This window comes from Agrobacterium sp. DKPNP3, from assembly GCF_052686535.1.
Genome location: NZ_JBQYSN010000010.1, coordinates 28,654 through 40,943 on the forward strand (window position 1 = coordinate 28,654; position 12,290 = coordinate 40,943).

The following is a 12,290-nucleotide window of genomic DNA, read 5'->3' on the forward strand; positions in this document are numbered from 1 at the left end:
TTGTGGAGGTTACCATGCCCGCCTATCGTCCGCCTCATATTGCGTCTTCAGAAATCACGCCGAAGTCCTTCTATCTCTCCCGACGCAATTTCCTCGGAACGGCGGCAGGGCTCGCAGCCATTGGCCTGGCGGGACGCGAGGCCGTCGCCGCACCGCTTTCGGCAAAGGCTAGTGCTTATAAGCTGGATGAAAAGCTCACGCCGCTCGACGCCGTCAGCAGCTACAACAACTTCTATGAATTCGGCGTCGGCAAATCCGACCCAAAGGAAAATTCCGGTAAGTTCAAGCCAACACCCTGGACGGTAAAGGTGGACGGCCTCGTTTCGAAGCCGCAGGAATTCGGTATAGAGGAGTTGATGAAATACCAGCTGGAGGAGCGCACTTATCGCATGCGCTGCGTCGAGGGCTGGTCTATGGTCATTCCGTGGATCGGCTTCCCGCTTGCGAGCCTACTCGACAAGGTCGAGCCCCTGGGCAGTGCCAAATACGTCTCCTTCGAGACCGTCGTTCGGCCCGACGAAATGCCCGGACAGAGCGGCCTGTTCCAGCCTTTGTCATGGCCCTATGTCGAAGGACTGCGTCTCGATGAAGCGCGCCATCCGCTCACCATCCTCGCCGTCGGGCTTTATGGCGAAACGCTGCCGAACCAGAACGGCGCACCGATCCGGCTTGTCGTGCCGTGGAAATACGGTTTCAAGGGCATCAAATCCATCGTCCGGATCTCGCTCACCGAAAAACAGCCGGAAACGACCTGGAAAAACTCCAATGCCCGCGAATATGGCTTCTATTCCAACGTCAATCCGCATGTGGACCACCCGCGCTGGAGCCAGGCGACGGAGCAACGCATCGGCGAAGGCGGCTTTTTTGGTACGCAGAACCGTCCGACGCTGATGTTCAATGGTTACGAGGAAGTGGCGAGCCTCTATGCGGGTATGGACCTGAAGGCGAATTACTGACCATGGCCTTTGCCCTGTCCCTTCCCTCGCTGCCGAAGCGTTACCAACCGGCAGCCATCTGGGCGCTCTATGTCATCGGCCTTGCTCCGGGTGTCTGGTATTTTTACCTCGCCGCAACGGGCGGCCTCGGCTTTAACCCGGTGAAGGATTTCGAGCACCTGCTCGGCATCTGGGCACTGCGCTTCCTCTGTCTCGGGCTGCTCGTCACGCCGCTGCGCGATCTCTTCAACCTCAACCTCATCGCCTACCGCCGGGCGCTGGGCCTCATCGCCATTTATTATGTTCTGGCGCATTTCACCGTCTATCTGGTGCTGGATCGTGGCCTCGTCTTCAGCTCCATCGCCGACGACATTCTCAAACGCCCCTACATCATGCTTGGCATGGCGGGGCTCATCATGCTCCTGCCTCTGGCGCTGACCTCGAACCGCTGGTCGATCCGCGAACTCGGCAGCCGCTGGAACACGCTGCACAAGCTCGTCTATCTCGTCCTCATCGTCGGCGTGCTGCATTTCGTGCTGGCACGAAAGTCGATCACGCTGGAGCCGATGTTCTATATCAGCACGATGATGGTGCTGTTGGGCTATCGGTTGGTGCGCAAACCGATCCTCCAATACAAGCGCGCGCGCCAACCACGCCGTGCGCCTTTACGCGCGCCGCCAAACGCATGAGCCCTCCCGAGAGAACGTCCCCGCTTCAACAAAGCACGGCACTGTCTTCAGCAGCTCAAGCCGCGTTGAGCGAGGTATTCCACATTATTGCGCGTGGCTCAGCATTCGAACCGACTCAAATTTGTAAAGGGTTAGATGTGAGGCAGCGGCAGGCATTATCGCAACTCGCCGAACGCATTACGGAAGGCGACGTGGAGGAAGACGATCTGCAAACCCTCTGGGCTAAGCATTACGCGGCCGACCGAGTGTATATTCTGCCCCTCCCTCCTGACCGAAATTGTGAACCGGATCGCACGACACCTGCCGCATCATAAACCCCGGCGCGGGCAAAATCGCCGGTAACAGCAAACCCACTATCCGCAACAAAAAAGCCGGGCGATCTCTCGCCCGGCTTTTTTAACTCACGACGCCTTGAAAGGCGTCAAACCTTATGCGGCTTCGGCAGCAGCAGCTTCAGCAGCAACGCGAGCCTTGTCAGCTGCACCCTTGGCGTCAACGTCGCGCTCGACGAATTCGATGACGGCGAGAGCGGCATTGTCGCCCTGGCGGAAGCCGGCCTTCATGATACGCAGGTAGCCGCCGTTGCGGTTTGCGTAACGGGCTGCGATCGCGTCGAACAGCTTGCGAACGGCGTCCTGATCCTTGATCTGCGAAATCGCCTGACGACGAGCGTGCAGGTCGCCGCGCTTGCCGAGGGTGACGAGCTTCTCAACGATCGGGCGAATTTCCTTCGCCTTCGGAAGCGTGGTGACGATCTGCTCATGGGTGATGAGCGAAGCAGCCATGTTGGCAAACATTGCCTTGCGGTGGCTGGCGGTTCTATTGAGCTTGCGGCCTGAATTACCGTGGCGCATTGCTATTCTCCTTCTACGCAGGTTCCTTCTTTAAGGCCTGCCGTTTCCTGGCACATGCAGGTGACTTACCTGCTGTTTGACGGGGAAAGGCAGTCTTTGAGGTCTGCCTTCTTGTTTGTTAGTACTGGTCTTCGTAACGCTTGGCGAGATCTTCGATGTTCTCAGGCGGCCATGCCGGCACTTCCATGCCGAGGTGCAGACCCATGGAAGCGAGAACTTCCTTGATTTCGTTCAACGACTTGCGACCAAAGTTCGGCGTGCGGAGCATTTCGGCTTCGGTCTTCTGGATCAGGTCGCCGATGTAAACGATGTTGTCGTTCTTCAGGCAGTTTGCCGAACGAACGGACAGCTCGAGCTCGTCGACCTTCTTGAGAAGCGCCGGGTTGAACGCGAGTTCCGTAACCGATTCTTCTTCTGCTTCCTTCTGCGGCTCGTCGAAATTGACGAAGACGCCCAGCTGGTCCTGAAGAATGCGAGCGGCGAAGGCAACGGCGTCTTCGCCGGAAACCGAACCGTTGGTCTCGATCGTCATGGTCAGCTTGTCATAGTCGAGAACCTGGCCTTCACGGGTGTTTTCCACCTTGTAGGACACTTTCTTGACCGGAGAATAGAGGCTGTCCACCGGAATGAGGCCGATCGGGGCATCTTCCGCGCGGTTGCGCTCAGCCGGTACGTAACCCTTGCCGTTGTTGACGGTGAATTCCATGCGGATTTCAGCGCCATCGTCGAGCGTGCAGATCACGTGGTCGGGGTTCAGGATTTCGATGTCGCCTACCGTCTGGATGTCACCAGCGGTTACGGCACCCGGGCCCTGTTTGCGCACGACCATGCGCTTGGAATCGTCGCCGTCCATCTTGATGGCGATTTCCTTGATGTTGAGCACGATATCCGTCACATCTTCCCGAACGCCGGGGATGGAGGAGAATTCGTGCAGGACACCGTCGATCTGCACGGCCGTAACAGCGGCGCCGCGCAGGGAAGACAACAGAACGCGACGCAGCGCGTTGCCGAGGGTAAGACCGAAACCACGCTCCAGCGGCTCGGCAACCAGCGTTGCCTTGGTGCGGCTGGACGAGGTGAACTCGACCTTGTTCGGCTTGATAAGTTCCTGCCAGTTCTTCTGAATCATCTTTAAACCTTCCGTTCGCCGCCACCATCCAATCGTGACGGACCGAGCATGAAAACACCGAGAGGAACCGAATTCAGTGGTTCATCGGTGGGTTCTTGAGCGCAAGTCCGCCGATCGAAATCGACGCGCACACGCCAGATACACGAAAATTCCGCCAGACCTGAGGTAAGGCGGAATTTCCGAACCACGGTCGCGTCAGACGCGGCGCTTCTTGCGCGGACGGCAACCGTTGTGCGGGATCGGCGTCACGTCGCGAATGGAAGTGATCATGAAACCGGCAGCCTGCAGAGCGCGAAGTGCCGATTCACGGCCGGAACCCGGACCGCAAACTTCAACTTCAAGCGACTTCATGCCGTGTTCCTGAGCCTTCTTCGCGCAATCTTCAGCAGCGATCTGGGCAGCGAACGGGGTCGACTTACGCGAACCCTTGAAGCCCTTGGCACCAGCGGACGACCAGGCGATAGCATTGCCCTGTGCGTCGGTGATGGTGATCATCGTGTTGTTGAAGGTCGAGTTGACGTGCGCGACGCCAGACGTGATATTTTTGCGTTCGCGACGACGGACGCGTGCGGCTTCCTTGGCCATTTTATACCTTTCATTGATCTCTTCACCGCCGTAACACCAGCGGCTACACCGGCAATCAGCCCGTGACCGAGCTTTTCGCCAAACTCAGAAAGGCTGGCGCGGACTGCACCAGCCTCCCCTTTCCGGAGAACCGGAAAATTACTTCTTCTTACCAGCGATAGCCTTCGCCGGGCCCTTGCGGGTGCGGGCGTTGGTGTGCGTGCGCTGACCGCGGACCGGAAGGCCACGACGGTGACGCAGGCCGCGGTAGCAACCGAGGTCCATCAGACGCTTGATGTTCATCGACGTCTCACGACGCAGGTCACCTTCGACCTGGTAGTCGCGGTCGATGGCTTCGCGGATCTGAAGAACTTCAGCATCCGTCAGCTGATGAACGCGCTTGTCAGCCGGAAGACCGACCTTGTCCATGATTTCCTGCGCGAATTTCGGACCAATCCCGTGAATGTAGGTCAGCGCAATAACAACGCGCTTCGCAGTCGGGATGTTGACGCCAGCGATACGTGCCACGTCTTTTCTCCTTGGTTCCAGTTGCCATCCGGCAAGTGGTGATTCCATTTGAGCGGCCGAAAGACCGCCAGTTCAAATTGGTGTCCGTGACAAGTCAAAACGACCGTACCCGGATCTCCCTTCCCTAAGGGAAATCCGCGCCAGTCGCTTGGGATGTCGCGAGTTGGCGCGGTGTTTAACGGAATCAGCGCAAAAAAGCAACCGGCTCCGCCAAGATTCTTTTGCGACCCAAAGGATCAGCCGCCTTTCGGAAAAGGAATATGGGCAAGAACGCGACGGTCCTCACCCATTCATTCCTCCGATCAGGCGGAGGCTTTCTCGAGAACGCGCTCGATAGCCTCGGTGACGGCATCGACATCTGCCATGCCATCCAGCGTCACCAGTTCGCCCTGTTCGCTGTAATAAGCGGACAGCGGCGCAGTCTTTTCGCGATATTCCGTCAGACGCTTGCGGAAAGCCTCCGGATTGTCATCCGAACGGACAGTGCCGCCAGCAGCAATGGTCTCGGCGACGCGGTTTTCGATTCGGCGAATCAAAGCCTCTTCGTCCACTTTCAGCTCAATCACAGCGTCGAGAACGAGGTTCTTCTTGCGCATGTTGTCGGCAAGCGCCTTCGCCTGCGGAACGGTGCGCGGATAACCGTCTAGAATGAAACCCTTGGCACAGTCAGGAGCTTCGATACGTTCGGAAACGATCTGATTGACGATATCGTCGGATACCAGCCCGCCGGCGTCCATGACGGCCTTGGCGCGCTTGCCGATTTCGGTGCCCGCGCTGACCGCAGCGCGTAGCATGTCACCGGTTGAAAGCTGGGGGATCCCGTACTTGTCAGTCAGCCTCTTGGCCTGGGTTCCCTTGCCCGCACCCGGCGGACCCAAAAATATCAGTCTCATCGTCCCCTCTTTCCTCCACGCAACTTCGACTTCTTGATCAGACCTTCATACTGCTGGGCGATCAGGTGACCCTGAATCTGCGCAACCGTATCCAGAGTTACACTGACGACGATCAAAAGCGAAGTACCACCAAGGGCTAATGGGATGCCCGTGCGTGCGATAAGTGTCTCAGGAAGGATACAGACGAAGACCAGATAAATCGCGCCGACCACCGTGATGCGGGTCAGAACGTAATCGATGTACTCCGCGGTGCGCTCGCCCGGACGAATGCCCGGAATGAAGCCGCCATGCTTCTTGAGATTGTCAGCCGTATCCTTCGGATTGAACACGATCGCCGTGTAGAAGAAGGCGAAGAACGCAATCAGCAAGCCATAGAGCGCCATGAACAGCGGCTGGCCATGCTGCAGCGACGCGATGATCGAGGTTGCCCAGGTCGGCAGGTTGGTGTTACCGGCAAAGCCAGCAGCGGTTGCCGGCAGAAGCAGCAGCGACGATGCGAAGATCGCGGGAATGACGCCGGCGGTATTGAGCTTCAGCGGCAGGTGCGAGGTATCGCCCTGGAACATCCGGTTCCCGACCTGTCGCTTCGGATATTGGATCAGCAGACGGCGCTGCGCACGCTCAACGAACACGATGAGAGCAATGACGCCGATTGCAACCACGACAACCGTCAGGATGAGCGGGGTCGAAAGCGCACCGGTGCGGCCGAGTTCCAACGTGCCGGCAAGAGCCTTCGGCAGACCTGCGGCAATGCCCGCAAAGATGATCAGCGAAATACCGTTGCCGATACCGCGCGAGGTGATCTGCTCGCCAAGCCACATCAGGAACATCGTGCCGCCGAGCAGCGTGATGACGGTGGAAATGCGGAAGAACCAGCCTGGATCGACCACGAGGCCATTGCCGCTTTCAAGGCCGACCGCAATGCCATAGGCCTGCAACGTGCCGAGCAGCACCGTGCCGTAGCGGGTGTACTGGTTGATGATCTTGCGACCGGCCTCGCCTTCCTTCTTCAACGCTTCGAGCGAGGGCACGACCGAGGTCATGAGCTGCACGATGATCGAAGCGGAGATGTAAGGCATGATGCCGAGGGCGAAAATCGCCATGCGCTCGACAGCGCCACCCGCAAACATATTGAAAAGACCGAGAATACCGTTGGCCTGGCCACGGAAGGCCTGCGCATAGGCTTCAGGGTTCAGGCCCGGAAGCGGAATATGGGTGCCGAGACGGTAGACGAGAAGTGCGGCAAGAGTAAACCAGAGACGCTTTTTCAGATCCTCCGCCTTAGCGAAGGTCGAAAAATTCAGGTTCGAAGCCAGTTGTTCCGCTGCTGAAGCCATAAATTTCTCCGAATGACCCTTGCCAGCCAGCAATACCGGCCAATGCGGAAAGGTCTAAAAGATACTGGTCAAAACCGGGCTTCGGACGAATGCAGCTCTTGGCCGCCATCATGCCTCACCCTGTTTTTTATGTCCTATCCCCTCCCCTACGGAAGTTCAAGAACTGTGAGGCTCTCCCTGCGGCACTTTCTGCCGCAAGCGGGGCAAAGAAAGCACACCGCGAAGAGATTGCCCTGATGCTCTATAAATCGATTTAGATCGAAAGCAACAGTGGCCAGGGAGCGCAAACGCCCGGCGCGACATGCGCACCGGGCGTCTGAGTTTCATACATTACTCGGCGGCTTCCGCTGCAACAGCCAGAAGCTTGATCGAGCCGCCAGCCTTTTCGATCTTTTCGAGCGCGGGCTTGGAAGCGCCGGCAACTTCGAAAGAGACCTTGGACTTCAGCTCGCCGTCGGCGAGAATGCGCACGCCGTCCTTGGCGCGACGAATAACGCCGGCAGCCTTGAGAGCAGCAGCATCGATCGTTGCGGAAGCGTCAAGCTTCTTGGCGTCGATGGCAGTCTGAATGCGACCGAGCGACACGACAACATATTCGGAAGCGAAGATGTTGTTGAAGCCGCGCTTCGGCAGACGACGGTAGATTGGCATCTGACCGCCTTCGAAGCCGTTGATAGCGACGCCCGAACGAGCCTTCTGACCCTTGACGCCGCGACCACCGGTCTTGCCCTTGCCGGAACCGATACCGCGACCTACGCGGATACGATCCTTGGAGGCGCCTTCGTTATCTCTGATTTCATTGAGTTTCATGATAGGTTACTCCGTCTCACTTCTCGTCAACGACGCGAACGAGATGCTGGACCGCACGGATCATGCCACGAACCGCAGGAGTATCTTCCAGGGTGCGCTGACGATGCATCTTGTTGAGACCCAGACCGACCAGCGTCTGACGCTGGATTGCCGGGCGGCGAATAGGGCTGCCGATCTGTTCGACCGTAACAGTCTTCTTGGCTTCAGTAGTCTTCTTGGCCATGATCCAGCTCCTTATTCTTCAGAAGCGTTGCCGGAAGCGGCACGGCGAGCCTGAAGGGTCGCATACTTCAGACCGCGCTGTGCAGCGATGTCCTTCGGATGAACCTGATGCTTCAGAGCGTCGAACGTGGCGCGAACCATGTTGTACGGGTTCGACGAACCGGTCGACTTCGCAACAACGTCATGAACGCCGAGCGTTTCGAAAACGGCGCGCATCGGACCACCGGCGATGATACCGGTACCGGCCTTGGCCGAACGCAGCAGAACCTTGCCTGCGCCGTGACGGCCATTGACGTCGTGGTGCAGCGTACGGCCATCGCGCAGCGGAACGAAGATCAGATCGCGCTTTGCGCTTTCAGTTGCCTTGCGGATCGCTTCCGGAACTTCACGAGCCTTGCCGTGACCGAAACCAACGCGGCCCTTCTGGTCGCCAACGACGACGAGAGCGGCAAAGCCGAAACGACGGCCACCCTTGACAACCTTCGCAACGCGGTTGATCGCGACCAGCTTGTCGACGAATTCGCTATCGCGCTCTTCACGATTCTGGCGATCGTCGCGAGAACCTCTTTTTTCCTGTGCCATTGTCCTTGTCCTTTTTCTTTTACGGGTGGAACGGCAAACGAAAAGACCAGCGGCCTCACTGAAGAGATCCGCGTGGTCCGGTGAAATTCCGCCCGGATCATTGTCCGGGCGGAAAAAGATCAGAAGTTCAGGCCGCCTTCGCGGGCAGCGTCTGCCAGGGCCTTGATGCGGCCGTGATAGATGAACGCGCCACGGTCGAATACGACATCCTTGACGCCAGCCTTGACGCCGCGCTCGGCAACCAGCTTGCCGACAACCGTTGCTGCTGCAACGTCGGCGCCAGTCTTGAGCGAACCGCGCAGATCAGCTTCGAGCGTGGAGGCAGACGCAAGCGTCTTGCCAGCAACGTCATCGATGATCTGGGCGTAGATGTTCTTCGACGAGCGATGAACCGACAGGCGCGGGCGGCCGTTGGCAACCGCCTTGATCTGGCGGCGCACACGGCTCGCGCGACGTGCAAGTGCTTCTTTCCTGCTAGCCATTTCGCGTGATCCTTACTTCTTCTTGCCTTCTTTGCGGACAATACGCTCTTCAGCGTACTTCACGCCCTTACCCTTGTAGGGCTCGGGACCGCGGTATTCGCGGATTTCCGCGGCTACCTGGCCAACCTGCTGCTTGTTGATGCCGGAAACGATGATTTCCGTGGGCTTCGGAACGGCGATGGTGATGCCGACCGGCGGCTCATAAACCACGTCGTGGGAGAAGCCGAGAGCCAGCTGCAGGTTCTTGCCCTGCATGGCGGCACGGTAACCAACGCCGTTGATTTCGAGCTTGCGCTCGTAGCCGTCCTTAACACCCTTGAAGATGTTCTCGATCATCGTGCGGGACATGCCCCACTTCGAACGAGCTTCCTTGCTCTCATTCGCCGGCGTTACGGAAACGCCGTTATCTTCGAGCTTCAGCTGAATGTCGTCGTTAGCGACGAAAAACAGTTCACCCTTCGGGCCCTTCGCAGTGACCTTCTGGCCGTCGACATTGGCCGTCACACCTGCGGGAACCGGAACGGGCTTTTTACCGATACGAGACATTATTCAATCCTGTCTGTTCGTTATGGAGATCCTTGCTCGGGTCTTAGAAGACCGAGCAAAGAACCTCACCACCAACGTTCTGTTCGCGAGCCTGGTGATCGGCCATCACGCCCTTCGGGGTCGAAAGGATGGTGATGCCGAGGCCGTTCGCGACCTGCGGAATGGACTTTACCGAGACATAAACCCGGCGGCCCGGCTTGGAAACGCGGCCGATCTCACGGATCACGGACGCGCCTTCGTAGTACTTCAGCTCGATCGTGAACTCGGACTTGCCGTTTTCGAAATCGACCTTGGAATAACCGCGGATGTAGCCTTCAGCCTGCAGCACGTCGAGAACGCGTGCGCGGAGGCTGGAAGCAGGGGTGCTTACCGAAGACTTGCGGCGAGCAGCACCATTGCGGATGCGGGTGAGCATATCACCCAAAGGATCAGTCATGGTCATGTGCCCGTCTCCTTACCAGCTCGACTTGACAATGCCCGGCACCTTGCCGGAATTGCCCAGCTCACGAAGCGCGATACGCGACATCTTGAGCTTGCGATAGAACGCGCGCGGACGGCCCGTTACTTCGCAGCGGTTGCGGATACGCGTCTTCGAGCCGTCACGCGGCAGCGAAGCGAGCTTCAGAGTGGCCTTGAACCGTTCTTCGATCGGAAGGGACTGGTTCATCACGATCGCCTTGAGTGCAGCGCGCTTGGTTGCCTGCTGGGCGACCGACTTGCGGCGGCGCTTGTTCTTTTCAACTGCGCTTGTTTTCGCCATATCGGAGTTCCTTTTCTACGCTCGTCGTTACGGTTAGTGACGGAACGGGAAGTTGAACTCTGTCAGCAGAGCCCGAGCTTCGTCGTCCGACGTCGCCGTCGTGCAAACGATGATGTCCATGCCCCACATCTGATCAACCTTATCGTAGTTGATCTCAGGGAACACAATGTGTTCCTTGATGCCCATGGCGAAGTTGCCACGGCCGTCAAAGCTCTTCGGGTTCAGGCCCCGGAAGTCGCGAACGCGCGGCAGCGCGATGTTGACCAGACGATCAAGGAATTCGTACATGCGGGCGCCACGAAGGGTAACCTTCGCACCGATCGGCATGCCTTCGCGAACCTTGAAACCAGCGATCGAGTTGCGAGCGCGGGTAACGACCGGCTTCTGACCGGCAATCGCAGCCAGGTCACCGGCAGCAATCGTGGGCTTCTTGGAGTCGGCGGTTGCTTCGCCAACGCCCATGTTGATCACGATCTTTTCAAGCTTCGGGATCATCATGACGTTTGCGTAGGAGAACTTCTCCTGCATGGCGCCACGGATACGGGAAACGTATTCCGTCTTGAGACGCGGCTCGTACTTATCAGCCATCGATCACTTCTCCCGAACGCTTGGCCACGCGGACCTTCTTGCCATCCACAACCGAGAAGCCAACGCGAGTCGGCTTGCCATCCTTGTCGACGATGGCGATGTTGGAGATGTGCAAGGATGCTTCCTTGTTGATGATGCCGGCTTCCTGAGCCTGGGTCTGGCGCTGGTGACGCTTCACCATGTTCACGCCACGCACAACGGCACGGTCTTCTTTCGGCATTACCTGGATTACTTCGCCGGTACGGCCCTTGTCCTTACCGGTCAATACGACAACCTTGTCGCCTTTACGAATTTTCTGCATCGCAATCGCTCCTTACAGTACTTCCGGAGCCAGCGAGATGATCTTCATGTGGTTCTTGGCGCGAAGTTCGCGCGGAACCGGTCCGAAGATACGGGTGCCGATGGGCTCTTTCTTGTTGTCGATAAGAACGGCTGCGTTGTTATCGAAACGGATGACGCTGCCGTCAGCGCGACGGATGTCCTTGGCGGTGCGCACGACAACCGCCTTCATCACGTCGCCCTTCTTGACGCGGCCGCGCGGAATAGCTTCCTTGATGGAAACGACAATAATGTCGCCAACAGAAGCATATTTGCGCTTCGAGCCGCCCAGCACCTTGATGCACATGACACGACGTGCGCCGGAATTATCCGCCACGTCGAGGTTTGTTTGCATCTGAATCATGTCAGGTCGCCTTCTTGTTGTTACCGGAACGGTTGGGCAAACTCTCCCGAGCGAGCCCCCTGCCCCAGCTTATGAATATCTCTTTTTTTGCGCGGAAAAATCGTGACAGGGTGGTTTCCCGAAGGACCTTCCGTGCGCATCAAAGCAAAAGACGCCCGGGTCACGAGCGTCCTTGCGCTGCTTCATACAGGAATTCGCGCCAAGTGCAAGACACAAGGCGCGATTCTGATGAAATTAAGCCTGGGCGGAAACGACCGTCCAGCGCTTGTCCTTGGAGATCGGTGCGCATTCCTCGATGGAAACGACATCGCCGACCTTATACTGATTGTTTTCGTCGTGTGCCTTGTACTTCTTCGAACGACGAACGGTCTTCTGAAGCAGCGGGTGAGCGAATCGACGCTCAACGCGAACTACGACAGTCTTCTCGTTCTTGTCGGACACAACGACGCCCTGCAGAATGCGTTTCGGCATATTATTCTTCCTTAGGCCTTGGCTTCTGCCGCCTTCTGGCGGGCAATGGTTTTTACGCGGGCGATATCCTTGCGGACTTCGTTGATGCGCGAGGACTTCTCCAGCTGACCAGTTGCCTTCTGGAAGCGCAGGTTGAACTGCTCCTTCTTCAGATCGGCGAGCTTGTCCTTGAGCTGGTCGGCGCTGAGGCCGCGAACTTCATCGGCTTTCATGTGCCT

The 12,290-nt window shown here is 57.9% G+C and carries 21 protein-coding genes; 2 read left to right on the forward strand and 19 right to left on the reverse strand.

Translation table 11 applies throughout. From position 1 onward, the window contains the following. Window positions 1–14: 14 nt before the first annotated feature. Complete coding sequence (msrP, locus tag ACUTJJ_RS04625) at window positions 15–956, forward strand: protein-methionine-sulfoxide reductase catalytic subunit MsrP (RefSeq protein WP_445541445.1); 942 nt, start codon at window positions 15–17, stop codon at window positions 954–956. A gap of 2 nt (window positions 957–958) precedes the next feature. Further along, on the forward strand, window positions 959–1,624 hold the full coding sequence (msrQ, locus tag ACUTJJ_RS04630) for a protein-methionine-sulfoxide reductase heme-binding subunit MsrQ (protein WP_445541446.1): 666 nt from the start codon (window positions 959–961) through the stop codon (window positions 1,622–1,624). 428 nt (window positions 1,625–2,052) lie between these two features. On the opposite strand, the gene rplQ is transcribed toward msrQ, so the two are convergent. From rplQ to rpmC, 19 genes are all read right to left on the reverse strand, one after another. Further along, entirely contained in the window at window positions 2,053–2,478 is a 426-nt protein-coding gene (gene rplQ / locus ACUTJJ_RS04635; RefSeq protein ID WP_003521014.1) for a 50S ribosomal protein L17, read from the reverse strand. Window positions 2,479–2,596: 118 nt separating this feature from the next. Beyond that, complete coding sequence (locus ACUTJJ_RS04640) at window positions 2,597–3,607, reverse strand: DNA-directed RNA polymerase subunit alpha (RefSeq protein WP_445541447.1); 1,011 nt, start codon at window positions 3,605–3,607, stop codon at window positions 2,597–2,599. A 195-nt stretch (window positions 3,608–3,802) separates the two neighbouring features. After that, window positions 3,803–4,192 (reverse strand): 30S ribosomal protein S11, encoded by a 390-nt coding sequence (gene rpsK, locus ACUTJJ_RS04645; protein WP_003495225.1) that lies wholly within the window; start codon window positions 4,190–4,192, stop codon window positions 3,803–3,805. A gap of 138 nt (window positions 4,193–4,330) precedes the next feature. Then, window positions 4,331–4,699: a 30S ribosomal protein S13 gene (gene rpsM, locus ACUTJJ_RS04650; RefSeq protein ID WP_003516122.1), complete on the reverse strand. Its 369-nt coding sequence runs from the start codon at window positions 4,697–4,699 to the stop codon at window positions 4,331–4,333. A 302-nt stretch (window positions 4,700–5,001) separates the two neighbouring features. Then, a complete protein-coding gene (locus ACUTJJ_RS04655; protein ID WP_003507790.1) occupies window positions 5,002–5,592 on the reverse strand; it encodes an adenylate kinase in 591 nt (196 codons plus the stop codon). Further along, the gene (gene secY, locus ACUTJJ_RS04660; protein WP_004442582.1) at window positions 5,589–6,929 is read right to left on the reverse strand and encodes a preprotein translocase subunit SecY; all 1,341 of its coding nucleotides are present in this window, start codon (window positions 6,927–6,929) and stop codon (window positions 5,589–5,591) included. Before secY ends, ACUTJJ_RS04655 begins: the two co-directional genes overlap by 4 nt. After that, window positions 6,874–7,041 carry a hypothetical protein gene (locus ACUTJJ_RS04665; RefSeq protein WP_155737506.1) on the reverse strand — a complete coding sequence of 56 codons (168 nt, stop codon included), beginning with the start codon at window positions 7,039–7,041 and terminating at the stop codon, window positions 6,874–6,876. The genes secY and ACUTJJ_RS04665 overlap by 56 nt, the downstream gene beginning before the upstream one ends. Window positions 7,042–7,259: 218 nt before the next feature. Next, window positions 7,260–7,739: a 50S ribosomal protein L15 gene (gene rplO, locus ACUTJJ_RS04670; RefSeq protein ID WP_063948600.1), complete on the reverse strand. Its 480-nt coding sequence runs from the start codon at window positions 7,737–7,739 to the stop codon at window positions 7,260–7,262. A gap of 16 nt (window positions 7,740–7,755) precedes the next feature. Beyond that, window positions 7,756–7,962 carry a 50S ribosomal protein L30 gene (rpmD, locus tag ACUTJJ_RS04675; RefSeq protein WP_003495212.1) on the reverse strand — a complete coding sequence of 69 codons (207 nt, stop codon included), beginning with the start codon at window positions 7,960–7,962 and terminating at the stop codon, window positions 7,756–7,758. Window positions 7,963–7,973: 11 nt separating this feature from the next. After that, window positions 7,974–8,543 (reverse strand): 30S ribosomal protein S5, encoded by a 570-nt coding sequence (gene rpsE, locus ACUTJJ_RS04680; RefSeq protein ID WP_003495208.1) that lies wholly within the window; start codon window positions 8,541–8,543, stop codon window positions 7,974–7,976. Window positions 8,544–8,662: 119 nt separating this feature from the next. After that, window positions 8,663–9,025 carry a 50S ribosomal protein L18 gene (gene rplR / locus ACUTJJ_RS04685; RefSeq protein ID WP_003521008.1) on the reverse strand — a complete coding sequence of 121 codons (363 nt, stop codon included), beginning with the start codon at window positions 9,023–9,025 and terminating at the stop codon, window positions 8,663–8,665. Between the two features lie 12 nt (window positions 9,026–9,037). After that, window positions 9,038–9,571: a 50S ribosomal protein L6 gene (rplF, locus tag ACUTJJ_RS04690; RefSeq protein ID WP_063948598.1), complete on the reverse strand. Its 534-nt coding sequence runs from the start codon at window positions 9,569–9,571 to the stop codon at window positions 9,038–9,040. A gap of 43 nt (window positions 9,572–9,614) precedes the next feature. Then, on the reverse strand, window positions 9,615–10,013 hold the full coding sequence (rpsH, locus tag ACUTJJ_RS04695) for a 30S ribosomal protein S8 (protein WP_003521007.1): 399 nt from the start codon (window positions 10,011–10,013) through the stop codon (window positions 9,615–9,617). Between the two features lie 12 nt (window positions 10,014–10,025). Beyond that, a complete protein-coding gene (gene rpsN / locus ACUTJJ_RS04700) occupies window positions 10,026–10,331 on the reverse strand; it encodes a 30S ribosomal protein S14 (RefSeq protein WP_063948596.1) in 306 nt (101 codons plus the stop codon). Between the two features lie 33 nt (window positions 10,332–10,364). Next, complete coding sequence (rplE, locus tag ACUTJJ_RS04705) at window positions 10,365–10,919, reverse strand: 50S ribosomal protein L5 (RefSeq protein WP_003495201.1); 555 nt, start codon at window positions 10,917–10,919, stop codon at window positions 10,365–10,367. Then, window positions 10,912–11,220 (reverse strand): 50S ribosomal protein L24, encoded by a 309-nt coding sequence (rplX, locus tag ACUTJJ_RS04710; protein WP_003495200.1) that lies wholly within the window; start codon window positions 11,218–11,220, stop codon window positions 10,912–10,914. Before rplX ends, rplE begins: the two co-directional genes overlap by 8 nt. Window positions 11,221–11,232: 12 nt before the next feature. Continuing rightward, window positions 11,233–11,601 carry a 50S ribosomal protein L14 gene (gene rplN / locus ACUTJJ_RS04715; protein WP_003495199.1) on the reverse strand — a complete coding sequence of 123 codons (369 nt, stop codon included), beginning with the start codon at window positions 11,599–11,601 and terminating at the stop codon, window positions 11,233–11,235. A 234-nt stretch (window positions 11,602–11,835) separates the two neighbouring features. Next, on the reverse strand, window positions 11,836–12,072 hold the full coding sequence (gene rpsQ, locus ACUTJJ_RS04720) for a 30S ribosomal protein S17 (RefSeq protein WP_003495195.1): 237 nt from the start codon (window positions 12,070–12,072) through the stop codon (window positions 11,836–11,838). 11 nt (window positions 12,073–12,083) lie between these two features. Beyond that, window positions 12,084–12,284 (reverse strand): 50S ribosomal protein L29, encoded by a 201-nt coding sequence (rpmC, locus tag ACUTJJ_RS04725; RefSeq protein ID WP_003495193.1) that lies wholly within the window; start codon window positions 12,282–12,284, stop codon window positions 12,084–12,086. Window positions 12,285–12,290: the final 6 nt, after the last annotated feature.

Excerpts from the sequence above, each read along its gene's own strand:
- msrP (WP_445541445.1), top strand. The coding sequence starts at position 15 with ATGCCCGCCTATCGTCCGCCTCATATTGCGTCTTCAGAAATCACGCCG.
- msrQ (WP_445541446.1), top strand. The coding sequence starts at position 959 with ATGGCCTTTGCCCTGTCCCTTCCCTCGCTGCCGAAGCGTTACCAACCG.
- rplQ (WP_003521014.1), bottom strand. The coding sequence starts at position 2,478 with ATGCGCCACGGTAATTCAGGCCGCAAGCTCAATAGAACCGCCAGCCAC.
- ACUTJJ_RS04640 (WP_445541447.1), bottom strand. The coding sequence starts at position 3,607 with ATGATTCAGAAGAACTGGCAGGAACTTATCAAGCCGAACAAGGTCGAG.
- rpsK (WP_003495225.1), bottom strand. The coding sequence starts at position 4,192 with ATGGCCAAGGAAGCCGCACGCGTCCGTCGTCGCGAACGCAAAAATATC.
- ACUTJJ_RS04655 (WP_003507790.1), bottom strand. The coding sequence starts at position 5,592 with ATGAGACTGATATTTTTGGGTCCGCCGGGTGCGGGCAAGGGAACCCAG.
- secY (WP_004442582.1), bottom strand. The coding sequence starts at position 6,929 with ATGGCTTCAGCAGCGGAACAACTGGCTTCGAACCTGAATTTTTCGACC.
- ACUTJJ_RS04665 (WP_155737506.1), bottom strand. The coding sequence starts at position 7,041 with ATGATGGCGGCCAAGAGCTGCATTCGTCCGAAGCCCGGTTTTGACCAG.
- rplO (WP_063948600.1), bottom strand. The coding sequence starts at position 7,739 with ATGAAACTCAATGAAATCAGAGATAACGAAGGCGCCTCCAAGGATCGT.
- rpmD (WP_003495212.1), bottom strand. The coding sequence starts at position 7,962 with ATGGCCAAGAAGACTACTGAAGCCAAGAAGACTGTTACGGTCGAACAG.
- rpsE (WP_003495208.1), bottom strand. The coding sequence starts at position 8,543 with ATGGCACAGGAAAAAAGAGGTTCTCGCGACGATCGCCAGAATCGTGAA.
- rplR (WP_003521008.1), bottom strand. The coding sequence starts at position 9,025 with ATGGCTAGCAGGAAAGAAGCACTTGCACGTCGCGCGAGCCGTGTGCGC.
- rplF (WP_063948598.1), bottom strand. The coding sequence starts at position 9,571 with ATGTCTCGTATCGGTAAAAAGCCCGTTCCGGTTCCCGCAGGTGTGACG.
- rpsH (WP_003521007.1), bottom strand. The coding sequence starts at position 10,013 with ATGACCATGACTGATCCTTTGGGTGATATGCTCACCCGCATCCGCAAT.
- rpsN (WP_063948596.1), bottom strand. The coding sequence starts at position 10,331 with ATGGCGAAAACAAGCGCAGTTGAAAAGAACAAGCGCCGCCGCAAGTCG.
- rplE (WP_003495201.1), bottom strand. The coding sequence starts at position 10,919 with ATGGCTGATAAGTACGAGCCGCGTCTCAAGACGGAATACGTTTCCCGT.
- rplX (WP_003495200.1), bottom strand. The coding sequence starts at position 11,220 with ATGCAGAAAATTCGTAAAGGCGACAAGGTTGTCGTATTGACCGGTAAG.
- rplN (WP_003495199.1), bottom strand. The coding sequence starts at position 11,601 with ATGATTCAGATGCAAACAAACCTCGACGTGGCGGATAATTCCGGCGCA.
- rpsQ (WP_003495195.1), bottom strand. The coding sequence starts at position 12,072 with ATGCCGAAACGCATTCTGCAGGGCGTCGTTGTGTCCGACAAGAACGAG.
- rpmC (WP_003495193.1), bottom strand. The coding sequence starts at position 12,284 with ATGAAAGCCGATGAAGTTCGCGGCCTCAGCGCCGACCAGCTCAAGGAC.